Source organism: Cupriavidus sp. FW305-F7 (assembly GCF_058782875.1).
In genome coordinates, this window is the sequence record NZ_JBYSYC010000011.1 from 112,685 (window position 1) to 135,422 (window position 22,738).

A 22,738-nucleotide genomic window follows, 5' to 3' on the forward strand; every position below is an offset into this window, starting at 1 on the left:
TGTTTAATGTGTGCGCAGCACGATCAGGTCCGCCAGGTCCCGCAGGCGGTCCGCGCGCTCGCCAAAGCCGGCCAGCGCCTCGTGTGCCTCTGCGCGCAGCGTCCCGGCCAGTGCGCGAGCCGGGTCAAGTCCCATCAGCGATACATAGGTCGGCTTGTCATGGGCGGCGTCCTTGCCGGCGGTCTTGCCCAGCGTGGCGGTATCGGCAGTGACGTCCAGAATATCGTCAACCACCTGGAACGCCAATCCCACTGCCGCCGCATAGCGGTCCAGCGCAGCCAGTCCCTGGGCATCGATTTCACCACATAGTGCGCCCATGCGCACACTGGCGCGCAACAGCGCGCCGGTTTTCATGCGGTGCATGGCCTCGAGCGCCTCGCGCGTCATGGCCCGGCCCACGTTCTGCAGGTCGATCGCCTGGCCGCCGGCCATGCCGGTCGAGCCCGACGCCAGCGCCAGTTCGGCCACGAGCCGCAGCCGCGCCGCGGGCGCGATCGCCCCGGCACCGGCCAGCACGATAAAGGCCTGGGTCTGCAGCGCGTCGCCAACCAGCAAGGCGGTGGCCTCGTCATAGGCCTTGTGCACGGTGGGCCGGCCGCGGCGCAGGTCGTCGTCATCCATGCAGGGCATGTCGTCGTGCACCAGCGAATAGGCGTGGATCATCTCCACCGCGCAGGCCGCCGCGTCGCAGGCGGCCGGGGCCGCCCCGCTGACCTCGCCGGCGGCATGCACCAGCAGCGGCCGCACGCGCTTGCCGCCGCTCAGTGCAGCATAGCGCATGGCCTCGTGCAGCGTATGCGGCACTGTGTTGCCATCGGGCAACGCTGCCTGCAGCGCGGCTTCGGTCCGGGCGCCCTGCGCCTGCATCCATTGGGCGAAGTCGGTCATTCGTCGTCCGCCCCCGACGCGCCGCCATTGCCACCGTTTGCACCGCTGCCTTCGCCGGCCAGCGGCTTGAGCACGTCGCCCTCCAGCACCTTGACCTGCTGCTCAACGCGCTCCAGCTTTTGCTGGCAGTAGCGCACCAGTTCGGCGCCCCGGCGGTAGGCCGCCAGCGATGCCTCGAGCGGCAGTTCGCCGCTCTCCATGCTGGCCACCAGGGTCTCGAGCTCGGCCATTGCCGCTTCGTAGGAAGCGGGCGGCGCCGAGGCCGCGGTGGTGTCGTCGGTCTGGACCGGAGCGGTCATCGTTTTTGGCATGTCTGGCCCTGGAAATATGGAATCCGGTCGAATCATAAGGAAACCCGGATGGGGAAGCCCGGATTTTACGCCAAAGCCGGCCCTTGCCCCATCCTTGCGGAGCCGCGGGGCAACCTCCGATGAGTGCCTTTGGGGCATATGTGACTTGTGCGCTCGGGTCGTCTTTCCGAATGCGCCCGGTACGGCACCCAGATGACGACCCGGGTCGACTTTTTCGCTAAAAAGGCAAAAAAATCAGGCCCTTAACTTTTTGGCTCGGGTACAATCCCCCGTTCGCCGCCAGGGGTGCATGGGAGTCTCTCCCGACCTGGCGACTGTCTTTCCCAAATCGATTCAATTTTCGATGGTTGGGTTGTTCACTGCTTTCACCTGTTCATCTGGGAGTGGGGATAATGTCCAATCTCAGCACCGCGCTCAAGCTGGCGCCGGCTGATACGCAACTGCCCGTCGGCGTCTATTTCGACGAAGCGCTGCATCAACAAGAACTCGAACTGCTGTTCAGGAATGGCCCGGGCTATATCGGCCACGAGCTGATGGTTCCGGAAGTCGGCGACTACCACACGCTCAGGGCCGAGGACGAAGGCCGCATGCTGGTACGCAACGCCGCGGGCATCGAACTGATGTCCAACGTCTGCCGCCACCGCCAGGCCATCATGCTCAACGGCCGCGGCAATGCGCAGAACATCGTCTGCCCCCTGCACCGCTGGACCTACGACCTGAAGGGCGAGCTGCTCGGCGCGCCGCATTTCGACAAGCAACCCTGCCTGCACCTGAAGCGCTCGCCGCTGCAGAACTGGAACGGCCTGCTGTTCGACGGCAAGCGCGACGTGCGCGCCGACCTGGCCAGGCTGGGCGTGGCGCAGGACCTGAACTTCGACGGCTACATGCTGGACCACGTCGAGGTGCACGAGTGCGACTACAACTGGAAGACCTTTATCGAGGTCTATCTGGAGGACTACCACGTCGTGCCGTTCCACCCGGGGCTGGGCAGCTTCGTCTCATGCGACGACCTCAAATGGGAGTTCGGCGAGTGGCACAGCGTGCAGACCGTGGGCCTGCATGCCGGCCTGAAGCGCCCCGGCAGCCCGACGTACCAGAAGTGGCACGACGCGGTGCTGCGCTTCAACGACGGCGTGCTGCCCAAGCACGGCGCGATCTGGCTGACCTACTACCCCAACATCATGGTGGAGTGGTACCCGAACGTGCTGGTGATCTCGACGCTGCACCCGGTCGGCCCGCGCAAGACGCGCAATGTGGTGGAGTTCTACTACCCCGAGGAAATCGCGCTGTTCGAGCGCGAGTTCGTCGAGGCCGAGCGCGCCGCCTACATGGAAACCTGCATCGAGGACGACGAGATCGCCGAGCGCATGGATGCCGGCCGGCTCGCGCTGCTCAAGCGCGGCACCAGCGAGGTCGGCCCGTACCAGTCGCCGATGGAAGACGGCATGCAGCATTTCCATGAGTGGTATCGCCGCGCCATGGCTTACGCTGGCTAGTGCAATAACCGCACAACGCACGCAGGAACGGACCGCCACGGCGGTCCGTTTTGCTTTGGGACACGAAGTGCACTGCTAGAATCATTGTCCGGTGCCGGCCGCGCATACCGCCGCGCCAGACCGCTTTCGCGACGCGAGGCCAGCCACGAAGCCCCGCGCGCGCGCCGGATGTCTCTCCTTCCCGCTTCGCTTCACCACGCCCTCGCCATGCAATCGCTCTGGATGCTGTTCGCCGCCTTCGCCTTCTCGTTGATGGGGGTTGGCGTCAAGCTGGCATCCGATCTCTACACCACCGGCGAGATCGTCTTCTACCGCGGTCTGATCAGCGTGGTCATCATGTGGGTGCTGCTGTCCTCGCGCGGGGTCCCGGTGCGCACGCCCTACATGCTGTCGCACATCAAGCGCAGCGTGTTCGGCGTGACCGCGCTGATGCTGTGGTTCACCTCGATCTCGCTGCTGCCGCTGGCCACCGCGATGACGCTGAACTACATGTCGCCGGTATGGATCGCGCTGATCCTGGGCGCCGGCGCGGCGCTGGCCGGCACCGGCGGCAATGCCGACCGGCGCCTGGTGCTGGCGATCCTGCTGTCCTTTGCCGGCGTGATCTGCCTGTTGCAGCCTTCAGTCGGCAAGGACCAGCTGACCGGCGGCCTGGTCGGACTGATCTCGGGCATGTTCACGGCGCTGGCCTATGTCGAGGTGCGCCAGCTCGGCCAGCTGGGCGAGCCCGAGGGCCGCATCGTGTTCTATTTCTCGCTGGTCGGGATGATCGCCGGACTCGCGTGGATGCTGCTGGGCGGCACCAGCCCGCACACCTGGTACGGCGCCGGCCTGCTGCTGGCCATCGGCATCCTGGCCACGCTGGGCCAGACCGCGATGACGCGCGCCTACAAGCGCGGCAACACGCTGCTGACCGCCAACCTGCAATACGCCGGCATCGTCTTCTCCAGCGTGTGGGGCATGCTGATCTGGTCTGACCGCCTGAACTGGCTGTCTTGGCTGGGCATGGGGCTGATCATCGCCAGCGGCATCGCCACCACGCTGATGCGCGCGCGCCAGGGCACCGATGCCAAGCCCACGCCGGCCACGCCGGTCAAGTCGCCGGAGGCGGAAGTCCATCCCGAGGTGTAGCATCTCCTAAGCCCATTTCCATCGATCGCAACAGGATTCCCATGCAGAAACCGCTGATTTCCGTCACCGCACTGCAATCGCTGCTGGCCACGCCCGGCGGCTGCGTCGTGATCGACTGCAGCTTCGATCTGGCCGACCCGGCGGCCGGCCGCGAGGCCTATCGTACCGGCCACCTGCCCGACGCCTTCTACCTGCACCTGGACAACGAGCTGTCCGGCCCCAAGACCGGCAGCAACGGCCGCCACCCCCTGCCCGACGCCGACGACCTGGCGGCGCGCCTGCAGGCGCTGGGCGTGGACAACGACACCCCGGTAGTGGCCTACGATGCGCAGGGCGGCATGTTCGCCGCGCGGCTGTGGTGGCTGCTGCGCTGGCTCGGCCACGATGCCGTGGCCGTGCTCGACGGCGGCAAGGACGCCTGGGTCAAGGCCGGCCTGCCGCTGGAACACGATGCCGCGCAAGAGCCGGAGTTCCCCGGCAAGTTCCAACGCCGCAAGTCGCTGGTGCCGACCGTCGACGCCGCCGCGCTGGCGGACAACCTCGAACGCGCCACGCTGCTGGTGGTGGATGCGCGCGCCCCCGACCGCTTCCGCGGCGAGAACGAGACGCTGGACCCGGTTGGCGGCCATATCCCCGGCGCAGTCAATCGCTTCTTCAAAGACAACCTGGGGACGGACGGCCGCTTCAAGCCAGCCGAGACCCTGCGCGCGGAATTCGGCGCAGTGCTGGGCGCGCGCGCCCCGGCGCAGGCAGTGATGCAGTGCGGCTCGGGCGTCACGGCCTGCCACAACCTGCTGGCGCTGGAAGCGGCCGGCCTGGGCGGCGCGGCGCTGTATCCGGGATCATGGAGCGAATGGTGCGCCGACCCGGCGCGCCCGGTCGCTACCGGGGCCGCCTGAGATCAGCGTGACGAGGCAATGGGCGCGGCGGGCGCGATATGGCCGTGCCCGCCGTGGCTGTGACTCTCGTGCACGCCGTTGGTGATGAAGACGATCGCCGAGATGCCCGCAGCCACCAGCACCACCTGGATCGCCGACTCGCGCCAGCGCGGCTTGCGCTGCATCTGGGGCATCAGGTCGCTGACCGCGATATAGAGGAAGCTGCTGGCGGCAATCACCAGCACGTACGGGATCCAGCCGCTCAGCTGGTCGAGCAGGAAATACCCGACCACACCGCCGGCGATGGCCGCCAGGCTCGACAGCAGGTTGAAGGCGAAGGCACGCGCCTTGGAGAAACCGGCGTTGAGCAGCACGATGAAGTCGCCCACTTCCTGCGGGATCTCGTGCGCCGCGATCGCCAGCGCGGTGACCACGCCGATATGCGGATCGGCCAGGAAGGCCGCCGCGATCACGATGCCGTCGGCAAAATTGTGGAAGGTGTCGCCGACCAGGATGGTCAGGCCGCTGCGGCCCGCTTCCTCGCGGTCATGGCCGTGATGGTGGTGGTGCCCGTCGCCCTCGTGGTGGTGCGAGTGGCGCAGCAGCGAGATCTTTTCCAGCAGGAAGAAACCCAGCAGCCCCGCCAGCAGCGTGCCGAACAGCGCGCGCGGGTCGGCGCCGGACTCGAATGCCTCGGGCAGCGAATGCAGCAGCGCGGTGGCCAGCAGCACGCCCACCGAAAAGCTCACCATGCGCTCGACCACGCGGGACGCCACGGTCAGCGACAGCAGCGCCGCCCCGAAAATGCTGCCCACCCCCGAGATCGTGGCGGCGAGCAGGATATACAAAAGCGTCGAATGGATGATGGGCTCCCGGGGTGGCGGTACCGGGCGGCCCCGCCGTTCCGCCCGCATCGCGCCGGGCGGCTAACGCAACAATGTTGCAATAACTCAAAGGCCGCATTGTACGTATCCGCCGGGACTTTGCAATCCTGCTGTCGGGCGAGAGGCGCCTCGCGGCGCCCGGACGGCCGGCTCAGGCCACGCCGTGCTGCCTGAACCAGTCCAGGCACTTCTGCCAGCCATCCCTGGCGTCGGCTTCACGGTAGCTGGGCCGGTAGTCGGCATGGAAGGCATGGCCGGATTCGGGGTAGACGATAAAGCGCGAGGCCTTGGCGTCCGGGTCGGACGACGCCGCCAGCGCGGACTTCATCCTCTCCACTTGCTCCAGAGGGATGCCGGTGTCCTTGCCGCCATACAGGCCGAGTACCGGGGCATGGAGCTGGCCGACCAGGTCAATGGGATTCTTCGGCTTGAGCGGGGTCGGCTCGGGCGCCAGCTGGCCATACCAGGCCACGCCGGCCTTCAGGCGCTTGCTGTGCGCGGCATAGAGCCAGGTCATGCGCCCGCCCCAGCAGAAGCCGGTGATGGCGAGGCGCGACACATCGCCGCCGTTGGCACCGGCCCAGGCCACCGCGGCGTCCAGGTCGCCCATCACCTGCGCATCAGGCACCTTGGCGATCACCTCGCGCTGCAACTCCTGGATGGTGCCGAAGCTCTGCGGATCGCCCTGGCGCGCGAACAGTTCCGGCCCGATCGCCAGGTAGCCCAGCTTGGCAAAGCGCCGGCACACGTCGGCGATATGCTCGTGCACGCCGAAGATCTCGCTGACCACCAGCACCACCGGCAGGTTCTTCTTGCCTTCGGGCTGGGCGCGGTAGGCCGGCATGCTGAAGCCGCCTGAGGGGATGGTGACCTCGCCGGCGCTCAGGCCGGCAAAGTCGGTCTTGATGGCCTGCTGGGCCATCACCGGCAGCGCGGCCGCCGCAAAGGCGGAACCCAGCGCCATCTTGACAAACCCGCGGCGGTCGAACGTCTGGCCGGGGACGAGGCTATCCACTTCCGGTTTGAGCATGCGTGTCTCCAGGATCGTTGGTGGCTGGGCCGGGATGCGGCGCCAGCGCCAGATTTTAAGCAGACATGGAGAAAACATGGGGCGGCTTTGCAGCCACCCCCGCACGCCAGCCGCCCGCGCGGCATGGTGCAGCGCGGAAAGCCCCGCCCGGGCGCGCGTCAGTGCAGCTTGACGCGCGGGCTGGTCTTGCGGCGCAGCCAGTGCGAGATGGTATCCAGTGCCATGCCCACGGCGCCGTGCAGCGCCATCACATGCATCCGGTAGAGCGACGTGTACATGACGCGCGCCATCAGCCCTTCGATGAACATCGAGCCGCCGATCAGCCCGCCCATCAGGCTGCCCACCGCGCTGAAATGCCCCAGCGACACCAGCGAGCCGAGGTCCTGGAAGGCGAACGATGGCAGCGGGCGCCCGTCCAGCCGGGCACGCAGCGCGTTGTAGAGGAAGGTGGCCTGCTGGTGCGCGGCCTGTGCGCGCGGCGGCACCGCGGTCTGCTTCTCGGGCCACGGGCAGCTGGCGCAGTCGCCGAAGGCGAAGATGTCCGGGTCGCCCTCGCTCTGCAGCGTCGGGCCGACCACGATCTGGCCCTGGCGGCTGACCGGCAGTCCCAGCGCGGCCAGCACCGGCGGCGCGGTGATGCCCGCCGCCCACACCGTCAGGTCGGCATCGATATGCTTGCCGCTGGCGGTCAGCACCGCCTGCGGCGTGACCTCGGTCACGCGCTCGCTGGTCAGGACATCGACGTCGAGCTTCTTCAGCAGCTTGGCGGTCTCGACCGAGACCCGCTCGGACAGCGCCGGCAGGATGCGCGGGCCGGCCTCGATCACGTGGATATGCACATCGCGGCGCGGGTCAAGCTGGTGCAGGCCGTAGGCGCTGAGCACGTGCGCGGTGTTGCGCAGCTCGGCCGACAGCTCCACGCCGGTGGCGCCCGCGCCGATGATGGCCACGTCCACGCGCGGCCGGCCGTCCTCGCCCACGCGCCCGCGCCCGTTCTGGGCCCGCACGCAGGCCGCGATCAGCCGCTTGCGGAAGCGCTCGGCCTGCGCCACGACGTCCAGTGCGATGGCATTCTCGGCCGCGCCGGGCACGCCGAAGAAATGCGTGACGCAGCCGATCGCCAGCACCAGCGTGTCATAGGGCAGCTCGCGCGCCGGCAGCAGTTCGGCGCCGTCCTCGTCGAAGCTGGCCGACACCGAGATGGTCTTGCGGGTGCGGTCGATGCCGGTCAGCTCGCCCAGCTGGAACTCGAAGTGATGCCAGCGCGCCTGCGCCGCGTATTCCAGCTGGTGCGTGTTGGGGTCCATGCTGCCGGCTGCCACTTCATGCAGCAGCGGCTTCCAGATGTGGGTGGGCAGGCGGTCCACCAGCACCACCTGCGCTTTCCCCTCGCGGCCGAGCTTGTCGCCCAGCTTCGTTACCAGTTCCAGCCCCCCTGCTCCCCCACCGACGACAACAATGCGGGGCGTCCTTGTTTCTGTCATGGTCTACCTGATGCGTTTTTGTGAATTCTTGCCTGAGGCGTTTGCCACAGTCTGCTGCATTGCAGCATACCTGGCAAGCCGGTAAGCCTGACTCAGCAGTCGCTTCATTCGATACCACAACGCATGGGCGGCGCAGGCTGGCTGACAGGCCGCCTCATCAGTGCGCTTCTTCCCAGTTGGCGCCGCTGCCCACTTCGGCCACCAGCGGCACGCGCAGCTGCGCCACCGAGCACATCAGCTCCGGCAGCCGCACCTTGACCAGCTCCAGTTCGTGCTCCGGCACCTCCAGCACCAGTTCATCGTGCACCTGCATGATCTGTCGCGTCTGCAGCCCGTCGCGCTCCAGCCAGGCCTGCACCGCGATCATCGACAGCTTGATCAGGTCGGCAGCGGTGCCCTGCATCGGCGCGTTGATGGCGGCGCGCTCGGCGGCCTGGCGGCGCGGGCCGCTGCCGCCGTTGATGTCGGGCAGCCACAGCCGGCGGCCGAACACGGTCTCGACATAGCCCTGCTCGCGCGCGGTCTGCCGGGTCTCTTCCATGTAGTGGGCCACGCCGGGATAGCGCATGAAATAGCGGTCGATATAGTTCTTGGCGGCCTCGCGCTCGATGCCCAGGTTGCCGGCCAGGCCGAACGCGCTCATGCCGTAGATCAGGCCGAAGTTGATCACCTTGGCGTAGCGGCGCTGCTCGCTGCTGACGGCCTCGCGCTCGACACCGAAGATCTCGCCGGCGGTGGCGCGGTGGATGTCCTCGCCGTTGGCAAACGCGCGCAGCAGGTTCTCGTCGCCCGAGATATGGGCCATGATGCGCAGTTCGATCTGGGAATAGTCGGCCGAGACGATCACGCTGCCCGGCTCGGCGATAAAGGCTTCGCGGATGCGGCGGCCTTCCTCGGTGCGCACCGGGATGTTCTGCAGGTTGGGCTCGGTCGACGCCAGCCGGCCGGTCACCGCGGTGGCCTGGCCGTAGCTGGTGTGCACACGGCCGGTCTGCGGGTTGACCATCTTGGGCAGCTTGTCGGTATAGGTGGACTTGAGCTTGGCCAGGCCGCGGTAGTCCAGCAGCAGCTTGGGCAGCGGGTAGTCCTCGGCCAGCTTCTGCAACACCTCTTCGTCGGTCGAGGGCGCACCGCTGGCGGTCTTCTTCACCACCGGCAGCTTCATCTGGCTGAACAGGATCTCGCCGATCTGCTTGGGCGAGCCCAGGTTGAACGGCTGGCCCGCGGCTTCGTACGCGGACTGCTCCAGCGCCAGCATGCGCTGGCCCAGCTCGGCGCTCTGCGCGGCCAGGCGTTCGGCATCGATCAGCACGCCGTTGCGCTCGACCTTCTGCAGCACCACCGAGACCGGCATCTCGATCTCTTCATACACGCGGCGCAGGCCCGCCGCGGCTTCCACCTGCGGGAACATCTTGCGGTGCAGGCGCAGCGTCACGTCAGCGTCTTCGGCGGCGTATTCGGTGGCGCGCGCCAGGTCGATCTGGTCGAAGCCGATCTGGCTGGCGCCCTTGCCGCACACCTCTTCATAGGTGATGGTCTTCAGGCTCAGCAGGCGCTCGGCCAGGCTGTCCATGCCATGGTTGCGGTGCGAGGCCAGCACGTAGCTCTGCAGCATGGTGTCGTGCGCCACGCCGCGCAGCTTCACGCCATGGTTGGCAAAGACATGGACGTCGTACTTGAGGTTCTGGCCCAGCTTCGGGCGGCTGGCATCTTCCAGCCATGCGCGCATGCGCTCCAGCACGAACTCGCGCGACAGCTGACCGTGGTCGGGCAGCCCGGCCACGTCCGGGCCACGGTGCGCCACCGGGATATAGCAGGCCTCGCCCGCCACGACCGACAGCGAGATGCCGACCAGCTGTGCCTGCATCGGGTCCAGCGAGGTGGTCTCGGTGTCGATCGCCACCAGCGGCGCGGCCTCGATGCGCCGCATCCAGTCTTCCAGCTGGGCTTCGGTGCTGACCGTCTGGTAGCGGATCTCGGTCGGCGCGGCCTCGTCCGCTGCCGGTGCCTCGGCTTCGCCGGCCGTGGCCGGTGCATCGAACAGGCCGCCTTGCGCGGGGGCGGCGGCCGCGCGGGCGCGGGCCTGGGCGCGGGCATCGGGCAGGCTTTCACCGGTCGCTTCGCGCAGCCAGGTCTTGAAGCCGTAGCGCGAGAAAAACGCCACCAGCTTGTCCTTGTCCTCGCCGATTTCGCGCAGCGCGTGGAAGTCCGCCACCGCGGCGGAGAGGTCGCAGTCGGTCTTGACCGTGACCAGCTGGCGCGCCATCGGCAGCCAGTCCAGCGTATTGCGCAGGTTCTCGCCCACCACGCCCTTGATGCCGGGAGCGGCGGCCATCACGCCGTCGAGCGAGCCATGCTCGGCCAGCCATTTGACCGCGGTCTTGGGGCCCACCTTGGGCACGCCCGGCACGTTGTCCACCGCATCACCGATCAGCGACAGGTAGTCGATGATGCGCTCGGGCGGCACGCCGAACTTGGCCACCACGCCAGGGGGATCGAGCACCTCGCCGCTCATGGTGTTGACCAGCGTGACCTGGTCGTTGACCAGCTGCGCCAGGTCCTTGTCGCCGGTGGACACCACCGTGCGCACGCCCTGCTCCGTGGCCTGGCGCGACAGCGTGCCGATCACGTCGTCGGCCTCCACGCCGTCCACCACCACGATCGGCCAGCCCATGGCGCGCACGGCCTCATGGATCGGCTCGATCTGGCGCGCCAGGTCTTCCGGCATCGACGGGCGATGTTCCTTGTAGGCCGGATACATGTCGTCGCGGAAGGTCTTGCCCTTTGCATCGAACACGCAGGCGCTATACTCTGCCGGGTAGTCGTTGCGCAACTTGCGCAGCATGTTGATCATGCCGTAGATTGCCCCTGTGGGCAGACCCTCCCCATTCCTCAGGTCCGGCAGAGCGTGATAAGCGCGATACAGATAGCTCGATCCGTCGACGAGCAAGAGTGTTTTTGGACTATCCGACATTCCCATGGACTCAAAATTGACTGGTGCCGCTGCAGGCGGTGCCTCGACCGCCCCCCTTGCTGACCCGGATGTTTCCGACATTTCCGGCGATACCGTGCAACCCCCGCCGGAGGCTGCTTCCGAGCACGCCGCGGCCATCGCCGCGGCGGCCGATGCTGCTGCCGCGGGCCATCCGCCCGAAGTTGCTGCTGAAAAGGCCGCTGCTGCGGCCGCGCGCGCCAATCCGCGCAAGATGATCCCCAGCCTGCGTGCGCTGGCCGACGAAGACCGCGCTACCGCAAAGAAGGCGCGCGCCTCGTGGCAAATGTTCACGATTATGGCAGAGTTCATCGAGGCCACCGAGTACCTCTCCGAGATCCGCCCGGCCGTGTCGATCTACGGCAGCGCGCGCCTGCGCGAGGATTCGCCGTACTACCAGCGCACCATCGAGATCGCCCGGCTGTTTTCGGACGCCGGCTTTGCCGTGATCTCGGGCGGCGGCCCGGGCATCATGGAAGCGGCCAACAAGGGCGCGCACGCCGGCAAGTCCGCCAGCGTCGGCCTGAACATCGAACTGCCGCACGAGCAGCAGGGCAATCCGTACCAGGACATTGCCATGCGCTTTCGCCACTTCTTCACGCGCAAGGTCACCTTCGTCAAGAATTCGGACGCCTTCATCGTGATGCCGGGCGGCTTCGGCACGCTCGACGAACTGGCCGAGGTGCTGACGCTGGTGCAGACCGGCAAGTCGCGCTCGGTGCCGGTGGTCATGTTCGGCAGCCGCTTCTGGAAGGGCCTGCTGGACTGGTTCCGCTTCACGCTGCTGCCGATGGGCCTGATCGCCGAGCACGACCTGGACCTGATGAAGATCGTCGACGAGCCGCACGAAGTGCTGGAAGCGGTCTACGACTACTACGAGCAGCGCGGCGGCGACAAGCCGATCCCGCCCAAGGAAGAGATGTTCTACCTCTAAGGCATGGGACGCCAGGCGCGCGGCGCCAAGCCACGTACCCGGCACCCGGCGCCCGTTGCGCAGGTGCCCCCCGGGGCACGGCGGCGGCCTGCGCACGGCAGGAATTGCTAGAATGGAACCTGTCCGTCTGCCAAGCCCGGCGCCGCCGGGTTGCAGTCCAACCGCCGCATGCCGCGGCGCTGCGCGCAAGCTGCGCCGCAGCCCCGCACAGGAGCACCTGATGACCTCCCCCTCCACCGCCCGCTCGGTCCGGCCCACGCGGTCTTCCGCCGTGGCCGGCGAGCCTGAATCGCCTGCCAGGCGGTCCGTGTCCAGCCTCGCCGCCGTGGCGGCGGCCGCGCTGGCGCTGGCTTCCGGCTGGGCCGTCGCGCAGGAAAGCAATGCGCTGACGCAGCAGGAACTGAACCAGATCAACAACCAGCCGATCGCCCCGGCGGCCAAGTCGCAACTGAACCAGCCGCGCCAGCCGAGCTTCCAGCTCAATGAACGCGATGGCACCCAAGTGCGCGAGTACCGCGACAAGGGACGGGCCACCGATATCCAGGTCAAATCGGGTTTCGGCACCAAGTACGAGATGAGCAAGCCGGAAGACAGCTCGCCCAAGATCCGCGAGCACGATGTCAACCGCGTGCCTTCGGTCAACCTGAAGTTCTGACCTCGCTTGCCCACGGCCTGGCGTAAGCCCCAGGCCGCGCCGGCCCTCCGGCAGTGTCATGCCGCGGCGGCGGCCCGGACTTTGTCCGAAACTGGTGCCCGCCGCTTTCCGATTCGCTTCACACAACGAGTATGGCCGTATTCACCACGGTCTCGCAGGACGAGATCGCCCACTGGCTGCTGGATTTCAACCTTGGCGAAGTGCGCGAGCTGCGCGGCATCGCCTCGGGCATCGAGAACAGCAATTTCTTCCTCACCATGGAGCACGATGGCCAGACGCGCCAGTACGTGCTGACCATTTTCGAGCGGCTCACGTTCGCGCAGCTGCCCTACTACCTGCACCTGATGGCGCACCTGGCCGAGCGCGGCATCCGCGTGCCCGCGCCGATCCCGGCGCGCGACGGCGAGATCCTGCGCCCGCTCAAGGGCAAGCCTGCCACCATCGTCACGCGCCTGCCCGGGGCGTCGCAGCTGGCGCCCGACGCGCAGCACTGCGCTGAAGTGGGCGACATGCTGGCACGCATGCACCTGGCCGGCCAGGACTATGCGCGCCAGCAGCCCAACCTGCGCAGCCTGCCCTGGTGGCAACAGACCGAGCCTGAGATCCTGCCCTTCCTGGATGCCGGCCAGCGCGGGCTGCTGCAGCAGGAGATCGCCCACCAGGCCGCCTTCTTCGCCAGCGCGGACTACGCCGGCCTGGGCGCAGGCCCGTGCCACTGCGACCTGTTCCGCGACAACGCGCTGTTCGAGGAAGACGGCAGCGGACGCCACCGCCTGGGCGGCTTTTTCGACTTCTACTTCGCCGGCAACGACAAGTGGCTGTTCGATGTGGCGGTCACCGTCAACGACTGGTGCATCGACCTGGCCAGCGGCGAACTCGACCCCGCGCGCACGCAGGCCCTGCTGCGGGCTTATCATGCCGTGAGGCCGCTGACCGCCACCGAGGCCGCGCACTGGCAGGACATGCTGCGCGCGGGTGCGCTGCGCTTCTGGGTGTCGCGACTGTGGGACTTCTACCTGCCGCGCGAGGCCGACATGCTGCAACCGCACGACCCAACCCATTTCGAACGCATCCTGCGCCGGCGCATCGGCGCGGACCCTGCAAGCGCCCCGCTCCCCTGGATCTGATCCGTATGCAACTACTGGAAGTCCCTGCCAAGGAAGGTTACACCTGGTTCCGCCAGGGCATCTGGCTGTTCCGCAAGAACCCGCTGACCTTCCTGATGCTGCTGTTCGTCTACCTGATCGCCGCGCAGCTGGCCATCGTGGTGCCGCTGATCGGCATCATCGCGCTGCTGGTGGTCACCCCCGGCCTGTCGGTCGGCGTGATGACCGCATGCCGCGACGTGATCCAGAACAAGCGGGTGATGCCCACCGTGCTGCTGGCGGGTTTCCGCGCCAACGGCAAGGAAGCCACGCGCAACCTGCTGGTACTGGGCGGCATCTACGCCGGGCTGGTGTTCGTGCTGGGGCTGATCGCCGGCTCGGTGGTCGACATGAGCGCGCTGGTGCCGATCGTGCTGAAGGAAGAAGCGCCGACCGCCGAAGCGGTGCGCCAGCTCTACTACGCCATGCTGATCGGCGCGCTGCTGTACACGCCGATCGCGATGATGTTCTGGTTCGCGCCGCTGCTGGCGGCCTGGCACGGCGTGTCGCCGGTCAAGGCGCTGTTCTTCAGCTGGACCGCGTGCTGGCGCAACCGCGGCGCGTTCTTCACCTACGCGGTGCTGTTCGCGATGCTGCTGGTGGCGATCCCGTTCTTCCTGGAGGCGGTGTTCAGCGCCTTCGGCGCGGAGACGGTGCTGTCGTTCCTGGTCACGCCGTATTCGCTGCTGATGCTGGCGATCCTGTACTGCTCGTTCTATGCGACGTACCGGGGCTGCTTCAACGTGACGCCGCCGGGGGTGGACCCGGCCGCGCCGGCAGCGCCGGGCGCTTGAACAGGCAAAAAAACCGGCAGCGTGCCGGTTTTTTTGCCTCAATCGATCAAGGCCCGCGCTTGCCTCTCGCGTCACGGGCTATTCGCAGAACGTCTTCACCATCTCGTCCGCTGCCAGGCGCAAGTCCGGCACGAATCCCATCAGCTGGTCCATCGTCATGCGCGCCATTGGCACCTGCACGGCAATCGCCGCGCAGGCGCGGGTCCGGTTGCGCATCACCGGCACCGCGACCGCGATCATGCCTTCCAGGTTTTCCTGATTGTTGACCCCCAGGCGCCGCTGCCGCGTCTCGGCCAGTTCCGCGTGCAAGGCCTCGGCATTGGTGATGGTGTGCGCCGAGTGCGCGCGCAGCGGCAGGCTGGCAACCAGGCGCTGGCGCTGCGCGCTCGGCAGGAACGCCAGCAGCAGCTTGCCGCTGGCGGTGCAGTGCAGCGGCACCCGCGAGCCCGGCTGCAGGTGCATGCGCAGCGGCCATTGCGTTTCCACGCGGTCCAGGTAGACCACGTCGTCACCGGACAGCATGGTCAGGTTGCAGGTCTCACCAATCTTGTCGACCAGTTGCTGCAGGATCGCATGGCGCGCCGCCGCCGGACCTGCCTGCATCAGCACATTGACGGCCAGCTGCCGCACGCGCGATGAGCACTCGTAGTGGCGGTTGCCAGCCGTGCGCGACACCAGCCACGTGCTTTCCAGCTGCTTGAGGATGCGGTGGACGGTCTGCTTCGGCAACTCGATCGCCTGCACGATGGCCGCCAGCGACAGGGGTCCGTCGGCCGCGGACAGGATCTCGAGAATGCGGAAGGCGCGCACCGCGGCGGCATTCGAGTGATTGCTCATGGATCAAATTTAAAGGATTCCGGGACGCATGGCCGTCCCGAAAATTGAATTCTGGATCGCACCCCAGCTGCGCGCTCGCGAAAGCGCACAAATTGGGACGGCCTGTCTGCCCCGCTTCACTAGATTCGATCCAGGGCCGCCGATGGTGCCGCGAAGTGCACGACAAAGCGCGGCGGCCCTAACCGTCCAAACCGCGGAGTCGAATCCATGAGTGTGCAAATACTGCATCGCCGGCAGTCCAACAATTCCGATTTGCCCCTACCGACGGCATCCCTGCCCACGCAGCCAGCGCAAGCCGCGGCCGAAGCCGTCGCTGCGGTCGTGGCCCGGGCCAGGCAGGCGCAGCGCGAGTTCGCGCGTGCCGACCAGGCCACCGTCGACACGGCAGTCGCCGCTGCGGCGTGGGCCATCATGGAGCCCGCGCGCAACCGCCAGCTGGCCGAGCGTGCCGTCGCCGACACCGGCCTGGGCAATGTCGACGACAAGATTCGCAAGAACCACCGCAAGACCCTGGGCCTGTTGCGCGACCTGCATGGCCGCAAGACGGTGGGCGTGATCGCACAGGATGCGGCAGCCGGCATCACCGAGATCGCGCGGCCCGTGGGCGTGGTGGCGGCCATCACCCCATCGACCAATCCCGCGGCCACGCCGGCCAACAAGATCATCAACGCGCTCAAGTGCGGCAACAGCGTGATCGTGGCGCCGTCGCCGAAGGGGCAGGACACCTGCGCGCTGCTGCTGTCGTTCATCCACGCCGAGTTTGCCCGCGCCGGCCTGCCCGCCGACCTGGTCCAGATGCTGCCCGCGCCGGTCTCGAAGGCCGCGACGGCAGAGCTCATGCGGCAGGCTGACCTGGTGGTCGCGACCGGCTCGCAGGCCAACGTGCGCATGGCCTACACGTGCGGCACGCCGGCTTTCGGCGTGGGCGCCGGCAATGTGGCATCGATCATCGACGCCAGCGCCGCGCTGGATGACGCGGCCGCCAAGGTGGTGCGCTCCAAGACCTTCGACAACGCCACCAGTTGCTCGTCGGAGAACAGCCTGGTCGTGCTCGACGCCGTCTACACGCCCATGCTCGACGCCCTGGCGGCGGTCGGCGGCGTGCTGCTCACGGCTTCGGAGAAAGCGCGGCTGCAGGCGCTGATGTGGCGCGACGGCAAGCTCGCCGGCACCTTCACGGGACAGAGCGCGGCCCGCATTGCCGAACTCGCCGGGCTGGAACGCGTGCGCGCGCTGCGGCCCGCGATGCTGCTGGTGGAAGAAGCCGGCGTCGGCAGCGACTACCCCTTCTCCGGCGAAAAGCTCTCGCCCGTGCTGACGCTCTACCGCGCCGCCGACTTCGCGGCGGCGGTCGAGCGCGTGGCGAGCCTGTACGCCTATATGGGCGCCGGGCATTCGGTCAGCCTGCATTCGTCCAACCCGCGTCATGCGCTGCAGCTCGGGCAGGAACTGCCGGTGGCGCGCGTGATCGTGAACCAGGCGCATTGCTTCGCCACCGGCGGGAATTTCGACAACGGCCTGCCGTTCTCGCTGTCGATGGGCTGCGGCACCTGGGGCGGCAACAACTTCTCGGACAACCTCGGCTGGCGCCAATTCCTGAACATCACCCGCATCGCCGTGCCCATCGCCGAGCACGTGCCCGATGAAGCGGACCTGCTGGGCGATTACTTCGCGAGGGTCGGCAAATGAACGCGCGCACGGAACCCGAAGTGTTCGACACGCTTGCCGCGCTGATGGCCGTGCGTGCCGCGCAGTGGCCCGACAAGCCCTACCTGTTGTCCCCGGACAGTGGCCATGCGCTCACGTTCGGCGCGCTGGCGGCCGACGCCGGCATGCTCGGCCGCCGCTATGCGGCAGCCGGCCTGGGCAGCGGGCAGACGGTGTCGGTGTATCTGCCCAACGGCGAGCAGACCGCGCGGCTCCTGCTCGGCACCATGGCTAGCGGGCTGGTCGTCAACCCGATCAACCTGCTGTGCCAGCCAGCGCAGCTGCGCTACATCCTTGCGCATTCGGATACCCGGCTGGTCTTCACCTGGCCCGACGGAGAAGCCGCCATCCGCGAGGCCCTGCGCGAGACCGGGCTGGACGTGCCGGTGATCGTCACCGCGCCCGACGCCAACAGCCTGCCGGCACTGCCCGCCACGCATGACGCTGCGTCGCCACTGCCCCCACCCCAGCCGGACGCGCCCGCGCTGCTCATGTACACGTCCGGCACCACCGGCACGCCCAAAGGCGTGCTGCTGACGCAGCGCAACCTGATGGCCAATGGCGCCAACGTCAGCCGCGAGCACTGCCTCGGGCCGGCCGACCGGGTGCTGGCGACGCTGCCGCTGTACCACATCAATGGCCTGGTCGTGACCGCGATCGCGCCGCTGGTGCATAGCGGCTCGGTGGTGATGCCGATGCGCTTTTCCGCCGGCGCGTTCTGGCAGGACAGCGCGCGCCACCGCTGCACCTGGCTGAACGTGGTGCCGACCATCATCGCCTACCTGCTGAACGATCCGCACGGCCAGGCCCCGGCCGGCGTGCGCTTCTGCCGCTCGGCCTCGGCGGCGCTGCCGCCCGAGCATCACCGCGCCTTCGAGGCGCGCTTCGGCATCGGCGTGATCGAGACCATGGGCATGACCGAGACTGCCGCACCGGCGTTCAGCAATCCGCTCGACCCGGGCCGGCGGCGCATCGGCAGCATCGGCCAGCCTTCTGGCACGCGCGCACGCGTGCTCGGTCGCGACGGCAAGCCGGTGCCTGACGGACAGGTCGGCGAGATCGTGCTGCAGGGCGAGAGCGTGATGGCGGGCTACTACAAGGCGCCGGACATCACGCGCGAGGCCTTTACGCACGACGGCTGGCTGCGCACGGGCGACCTCGGCTACCGCGACGCCGATGGCTATTTCTACATCACCGGGCGCGCCAAGGAACTGATCATCAAGGGCGGCGAGAACATCGCCCCGCGCGAGATCGACGAGGCGCTGCTGCGCCATCCGGCCGTGCTCGAAGCCGCGGCGGTCGGCGTGCCGGACCCGGCCTACGGGCAGGAGATCGTCGCCTACGTGGTCATGCGCGAGGCCGCGCACTGCGACGACGCGGCGCTGCGCGCGCATTGCCTGCGCGAGCTGGGCCGCTACAAGACGCCGAAGGAGTTCCGCTTTATCGCCGAGCTGCCGCGCGGCCCGTCCGGCAAGGTGCAGCGGCTGAAGCTGCTCGACCACGTCTGAACCTTCCCTCCCTTTCCACAACCCTAGCCAAGGAGCCTGCCCGACCAGAATCCACCAGACCAGGAGACACGACTCAAGACTGCAGACAGATTGCTCAAGGACGGGGCAGCGCGGCCGGCGCCGCGCCCCCGGCGCGCCGCAAGCGCATGGCTACGGACCGTGCGCCGGCCGCCGCCCCGTCAACACCACGCGCGTGCCGCGCATAGGAGGTGGTTATGAAGCAACGCATCAAGACCCGGCACATGATCCTGGGCGTCATGTGCCTGATGTATTTCATCGCCTATATCGACCGCGTCAACATCTCGGTCGCCGCCCCCCTGATCCGCGAGGAAATGGGGCTGACCACATCGCAGCTGGGGCTGGTGTTCTCGGCCTTTGCCTACCCCTATGCCGCCATGCAGATCCTCGGCGGCTGGATGGCCGACAAGTTCGGGCCCAAGAAGGTGCTGATCGTGCTGTCACTGATCTGGGGCGTGGCCACCGTGCTGACCGGCTTCGCGGGCAGCGTGCTGATGCTGGTGGTGTTGCGCTTCGTGCTGGGAATCGGCGAAGGCGGTGCATTCCCGACCGCGACGCGCGCCTTCACCTACTGGATGCCGGTGGCGGAGCGCGGTTTCGCGCAGGGCATCACCCACAGCTTCGCGCGGCTGGGCGGTGCGATCACGCCGCCGATCGTGCTGGTCATCGTGGCCGCCGCCGGCTGGCGCGAAGCCTTCATCGTGCTGGGCGCGGTCAGCCTCGGCTGGACCTTGCTGTACGCCTTCTTTTTCAAGGATTCGCCCGACAAACACCGCCGCGTGACGGCGCAGGAGCTGCAGGAAATCGGCTACCGGCGCGGCGATAGCCAGCAGGCAGCCAAGGTGGCCACGCCGTGGCGGCGCCTGTTCCGGCGCATGTGGCTGGTGACCTTCGTCGACTTCTGCTACGGCTGGTCGCTGTGGGTCTACCTGACGTGGTTGCCCTCGTACCTGAAGGAGGCGCGCGGCTTCGACCTGAAGCAGCTGGCCTTGTTCACGGCATTGCCACTGATGGCGGGCGTGGTCGGAGACACGCTCGGCGGCGTGCTGTCGGACCGCATCTACCGGCGCACCGGCAACCTGCGCCTGGCGCGCGGTTCGATCCTGTTCGTGGGGCTGGCCGGCTCGCTGATGTTCATCGTGCCGATGACCTCTACGGGCGATGCCGTCAACGCCGTGATCCTGCTGTCGCTGTCGTTCTTCTTCCTGGAGCTGACCAACGCGGTGCTGTGGAGCCTGCCGCTGGACATCGCCGGCAAGTACGCCGGCACCGCGGGCGGCATGATGAACACCGGCTTCGGCGTAGCCGGCATGGTGTCGCCGGTGGTATTCGGCTACCTGATCGAGCGGACCGGCAGCTATGACCTGCCGTTCATGATCTCGGCGGCGCTGCTCGGGGTTGGCGCGCTGGCCTCGCTGTTCATCAATCCGCTGCTGACGGTGGACAGCCCCGACGAAAAGGCTGGCGAGGTCCGCCACGCCCTGCCCTGAGCCGCCCGGGGCGCGGCATGGCGCGCAGCGAAGCCGGACCCGCTCAGTCGATCGCGTCCAGCTTCGCCACCGACAGCGCCAGCCACTTGGCGCCGTTGCGCTTGAAGTTGATATTGGCGCGTGCGTCCGTGCCTTCGCCTTCCAGCGCGGTGATCACGCCTTCGCCAAACTTGTTGTGGAACACCGACTGCCCCACCCGGAAGCCGGTGCCGGCCTCGCGCTTGGCATCGGCATAGCCATTGCCGTTGTCCATGCCGCCGGTGGGGCGCGTGCCGGTATAGGGCACGTCCTCGGGCTTGCGGAACCAGTCGCGGCCCCAGGCGCTGTCGCGCTCCTGGCGGCGCACGCCGCCGTAGCCCTGCGCCGGCGGCGTCAGCCACTTGAGCGAGGCCTCGGGCAGTTCCTCGAAGAAGCGTGAGCGCACGTGGTAGCGGGTCTGGCCGTGCAGCATGCGGCTTTGCGCGAACGACATGTAGAGCCGCTTGCGCGCACGCGTGATCGCCACGTACATCAGGCGGCGCTCTTCTTCCACGCCGTCCGGGTCCATCATGCTGTTCTCGTGCGGGAACAGGCCCTCTTCCATCCCGGTGATGAAGACCACGTCGAATTCCAGCCCCTTGGCCGCGTGCACGGTCATCATCTGCACCGCGTCCTGGCCGGCCTGGGCCTGGTTGTCGCCGGCTTCCAGCGAGGCATGGGTCAGGAACGCGACCAGCGGCGTCATCACCACCGGCAGCGCTTCCGGATCCAGCACCTGCTGGGCCTGGTCGCCGTCGGCCAGTGCCGGGGCGGCGGGGCTGCGGTCAACCGGAATCACCGCGGCCAGCGCTTCCAGGCCGTAGCCTTCCTCGACCACGAAGGCCTGCGCGGCGGTCACCAGTTCCTGCAAGTTCTCGATGCGGTCCTGGCCTTCCTTCTCGCCCTGGTAGTGGGTGATCAGGCCGCTGTGGTTGATCACGTACTCGACGGTCTCGGCCAACGTCATGCGGCGGGTATCGTCGCGCATCTTCTCGACCAGGCGCGTAAAGGCCGCCAGCTTGCTGCCGGCCGCGCCGGGCACGTAGGCCACCGCCTCGGCCAGCGCGCAGTCGTACTGGCGCGCCATGTCCTGCAGCACTTCCAGCGAGCGCGCGCCGATGCCGCGCGCCGGGAAGTTGACCACGCGGCCAAAGGCGGCATCGTTGCGCGGATTCTCCAGCAGCTGCATGTAGGCCAGCGCGTGCTTGATTTCGGCGCGCTCAAAGAAGCGCAGGCCGCCATAGACGCGGTACGCGATGCCGGCCGAGAACAGCGCATGTTCGATCACGCGCGACTGCGCGTTGCTGCGGTACAGGATGGCGATCTCGGCGCGGCTGGCGCCCTGCGCGATCTGGTCGCGGATCTCCTCGATGATCCAGGCGGCTTCCTGGCCGTCAGAGCCGCCCTGGAACACCCGCACCGGCTCGCCATGGCCGGCGTCGGTGCGCAGGTTCTTGCCCAGGCGGCGCGCGTTGTGCGAGATCAGGTGGTTGGCCGAATCCAGGATATGCCCGTGCGAGCGGTAGTTCTGCTCCAGCTTGATCAGCCGGCGCACGCGGAACTCGTGCTCGAAGTCGCGCATATTGCCGACGTTGGCGCCGCGGAACGCATAGATGCTCTGGTCGTCGTCGCCGACGGCAAAGACTGCGGCCGGGTTCAGCGTGCCGTAGCCGGCCAGCAGCTTGAGCCACTGGTACTGCAGCACGTTGGTGTCCTGGAACTCGTCGACCAGCACGTGGCGGAAGCGGTGCTGGTAGTGCTGGCGGATGGCGTCGTTGTAGCGCAGCAGCTCGTAGCAGCGCAGCAGCAGCTCGGCAAAGTCGACCACGCCCTCGCGCTGGCACTGCAGGTCGTAGGCCGCATAGAGGTCGACAAAGCGCTTGTTGAAGTCGTCGTTGGCCTCGACGTCGGCCGGGCGCAGGCCCTGCTCCTTGGCATTGTTGATGAAGTACTGCAGGTTCTTGGCCGGGTACTTCTCATCGTCGACGTTGAGCGACTTGAGCAGCCGCTTGAGCGCCGAAAGCTGGTCCTGGCTGTCCAGGATGGCAAAGGTCTGGGGCAGGCCGGCGTCGCGGAAATGCGCGCGCAGCATGCGGTTGCACAGGCCGTGGAAGGTGCCGATCCACATGCCGCGGGTGTTGATCGGCAGCATCGACGACAGCCGCGTCTGCATTTCCTTGGCGGCCTTGTTGGTAAAGGTCACCGCCAGGATGCCCGCCGGTGAGACCCGGCCGTTCTGGATCAGCCAGGCGATGCGCGTGGTCAGCACGCGGGTCTTGCCGCTGCCCGCGCCCGCCAGGATCAGCGCCGGCTCGTCAGGCAGGGTGACGGCGGCTAGTTGTTCGGCGTTCAGGTTGGCAAGCAGGTCGGACATCGGATGAGCCTTGTGGATTGACGGCAATTATACCGGCGGGCCCTGTCGCGCAAGTCACATCCGGCGGGGCCGGATGGCCAGGAAATAGGCACCAGCCTGCCACCCCCGTATAATTTAACGTTTTACTGGCGCAATGCCGGCCGCCGACGGCCGCCGCCGCGCCA

At 67.7% G+C, this 22,738-nt stretch carries 18 protein-coding genes; 10 read left to right on the top strand and 8 right to left on the bottom strand.

The window, feature by feature from the left end; genetic code table 11:
• Positions 1 to 3 precede the first annotated feature (3 nt).
• A complete protein-coding gene (locus AC3WL8_RS12925) occupies positions 4 to 888 on the bottom strand; it encodes a polyprenyl synthetase family protein (RefSeq protein ID WP_211980026.1) in 885 nt (294 codons plus the stop codon).
• Complete coding sequence (locus AC3WL8_RS12930; protein ID WP_013957533.1) at positions 885 to 1,199, bottom strand: exodeoxyribonuclease VII small subunit; 315 nt, start codon at positions 1,197 to 1,199, stop codon at positions 885 to 887. Before AC3WL8_RS12930 ends, AC3WL8_RS12925 begins: the two co-directional genes overlap by 4 nt.
• 392 nt (positions 1,200 to 1,591) lie before the next feature.
• On the opposite strand from AC3WL8_RS12930, the gene AC3WL8_RS12935 reads away from it, so the two are divergent.
• The 3 genes from AC3WL8_RS12935 to AC3WL8_RS12945 all read left to right on the top strand — a co-directional run bounded on the left by AC3WL8_RS12935 (position 1,592) and on the right by AC3WL8_RS12945 (position 4,725).
• Positions 1,592 to 2,695, top strand: coding sequence for an aromatic ring-hydroxylating oxygenase subunit alpha (locus tag AC3WL8_RS12935; protein ID WP_013957534.1), 1,104 nt, complete (start codon positions 1,592 to 1,594; stop codon positions 2,693 to 2,695).
• A gap of 207 nt (positions 2,696 to 2,902) precedes the next feature.
• On the top strand, positions 2,903 to 3,826 hold the full coding sequence (locus AC3WL8_RS12940; RefSeq protein ID WP_013957535.1) for a DMT family transporter: 924 nt from the start codon (positions 2,903 to 2,905) through the stop codon (positions 3,824 to 3,826).
• A 41-nt stretch (positions 3,827 to 3,867) separates the two neighbouring features.
• Positions 3,868 to 4,725, top strand: coding sequence for a sulfurtransferase (locus tag AC3WL8_RS12945; protein ID WP_492378342.1), 858 nt, complete (start codon positions 3,868 to 3,870; stop codon positions 4,723 to 4,725).
• A 2-nt stretch (positions 4,726 to 4,727) separates the two neighbouring features.
• Here the strand turns inward: AC3WL8_RS12945 and AC3WL8_RS12950 are convergent, their stop codons facing one another.
• The 4 genes from AC3WL8_RS12950 to polA all read right to left on the bottom strand — a co-directional run bounded on the left by AC3WL8_RS12950 (position 4,728) and on the right by polA (position 11,076).
• Positions 4,728 to 5,618 carry a ZIP family metal transporter gene (locus AC3WL8_RS12950; protein ID WP_011615804.1) on the bottom strand — a complete coding sequence of 297 codons (891 nt, stop codon included), beginning with the start codon at positions 5,616 to 5,618 and terminating at the stop codon, positions 4,728 to 4,730.
• A 121-nt stretch (positions 5,619 to 5,739) separates the two neighbouring features.
• Positions 5,740 to 6,618 carry a dienelactone hydrolase family protein gene (locus AC3WL8_RS12955; protein WP_211980029.1) on the bottom strand — a complete coding sequence of 293 codons (879 nt, stop codon included), beginning with the start codon at positions 6,616 to 6,618 and terminating at the stop codon, positions 5,740 to 5,742.
• Between the two features lie 158 nt (positions 6,619 to 6,776).
• On the bottom strand, positions 6,777 to 8,102 hold the full coding sequence (locus tag AC3WL8_RS12960; protein WP_211980030.1) for an NAD(P)/FAD-dependent oxidoreductase: 1,326 nt from the start codon (positions 8,100 to 8,102) through the stop codon (positions 6,777 to 6,779).
• A gap of 157 nt (positions 8,103 to 8,259) precedes the next feature.
• Positions 8,260 to 11,076 (bottom strand): DNA polymerase I, encoded by a 2,817-nt coding sequence (gene polA, locus AC3WL8_RS12965; protein ID WP_211980031.1) that lies wholly within the window; start codon positions 11,074 to 11,076, stop codon positions 8,260 to 8,262.
• A gap of 4 nt (positions 11,077 to 11,080) precedes the next feature.
• Between polA and AC3WL8_RS12970 the strand changes: the two genes are divergently transcribed.
• The 4 genes from AC3WL8_RS12970 to AC3WL8_RS12985 all read left to right on the top strand — a co-directional run bounded on the left by AC3WL8_RS12970 (position 11,081) and on the right by AC3WL8_RS12985 (position 14,622).
• On the top strand, positions 11,081 to 12,028 hold the full coding sequence (locus tag AC3WL8_RS12970; protein WP_228772368.1) for an LOG family protein: 948 nt from the start codon (positions 11,081 to 11,083) through the stop codon (positions 12,026 to 12,028).
• Positions 12,029 to 12,248: 220 nt separating this feature from the next.
• Positions 12,249 to 12,683 (top strand): membrane protein, encoded by a 435-nt coding sequence (locus AC3WL8_RS12975; RefSeq protein ID WP_013957541.1) that lies wholly within the window; start codon positions 12,249 to 12,251, stop codon positions 12,681 to 12,683.
• A 131-nt stretch (positions 12,684 to 12,814) separates the two neighbouring features.
• Positions 12,815 to 13,810, top strand: coding sequence for a homoserine kinase (locus AC3WL8_RS12980; RefSeq protein ID WP_013957542.1), 996 nt, complete (start codon positions 12,815 to 12,817; stop codon positions 13,808 to 13,810).
• 5 nt (positions 13,811 to 13,815) lie between these two features.
• A complete protein-coding gene (locus tag AC3WL8_RS12985; RefSeq protein ID WP_013957543.1) occupies positions 13,816 to 14,622 on the top strand; it encodes a BPSS1780 family membrane protein in 807 nt (268 codons plus the stop codon).
• A 78-nt stretch (positions 14,623 to 14,700) separates the two neighbouring features.
• Here the strand turns inward: AC3WL8_RS12985 and AC3WL8_RS12990 are convergent, their stop codons facing one another.
• Complete coding sequence (locus tag AC3WL8_RS12990; protein WP_013957544.1) at positions 14,701 to 15,459, bottom strand: IclR family transcriptional regulator; 759 nt, start codon at positions 15,457 to 15,459, stop codon at positions 14,701 to 14,703.
• Between the two features lie 207 nt (positions 15,460 to 15,666).
• On the opposite strand from AC3WL8_RS12990, the gene sauS reads away from it, so the two are divergent.
• From sauS to AC3WL8_RS13005, 3 genes are all read left to right on the top strand, one after another.
• Complete coding sequence (gene sauS / locus AC3WL8_RS12995; protein ID WP_492378343.1) at positions 15,667 to 17,148, top strand: acylating sulfoacetaldehyde dehydrogenase; 1,482 nt, start codon at positions 15,667 to 15,669, stop codon at positions 17,146 to 17,148.
• Positions 17,145 to 18,674 (top strand): acyl--CoA ligase, encoded by a 1,530-nt coding sequence (locus AC3WL8_RS13000; RefSeq protein ID WP_211980034.1) that lies wholly within the window; start codon positions 17,145 to 17,147, stop codon positions 18,672 to 18,674. Before sauS ends, AC3WL8_RS13000 begins: the two co-directional genes overlap by 4 nt.
• A 215-nt stretch (positions 18,675 to 18,889) precedes the next feature.
• Positions 18,890 to 20,182 (top strand): MFS transporter, encoded by a 1,293-nt coding sequence (locus tag AC3WL8_RS13005; protein WP_013957547.1) that lies wholly within the window; start codon positions 18,890 to 18,892, stop codon positions 20,180 to 20,182.
• A 43-nt stretch (positions 20,183 to 20,225) separates the two neighbouring features.
• Here AC3WL8_RS13005 and AC3WL8_RS13010 read toward each other — a convergent pair whose 3' ends face one another.
• Positions 20,226 to 22,574, bottom strand: a complete 2,349-nt coding sequence (locus AC3WL8_RS13010) for a UvrD-helicase domain-containing protein (protein WP_211980035.1) — start codon at positions 22,572 to 22,574, stop codon at positions 20,226 to 20,228.
• Between the last annotated feature and the right edge of the window lie 164 nt (positions 22,575 to 22,738).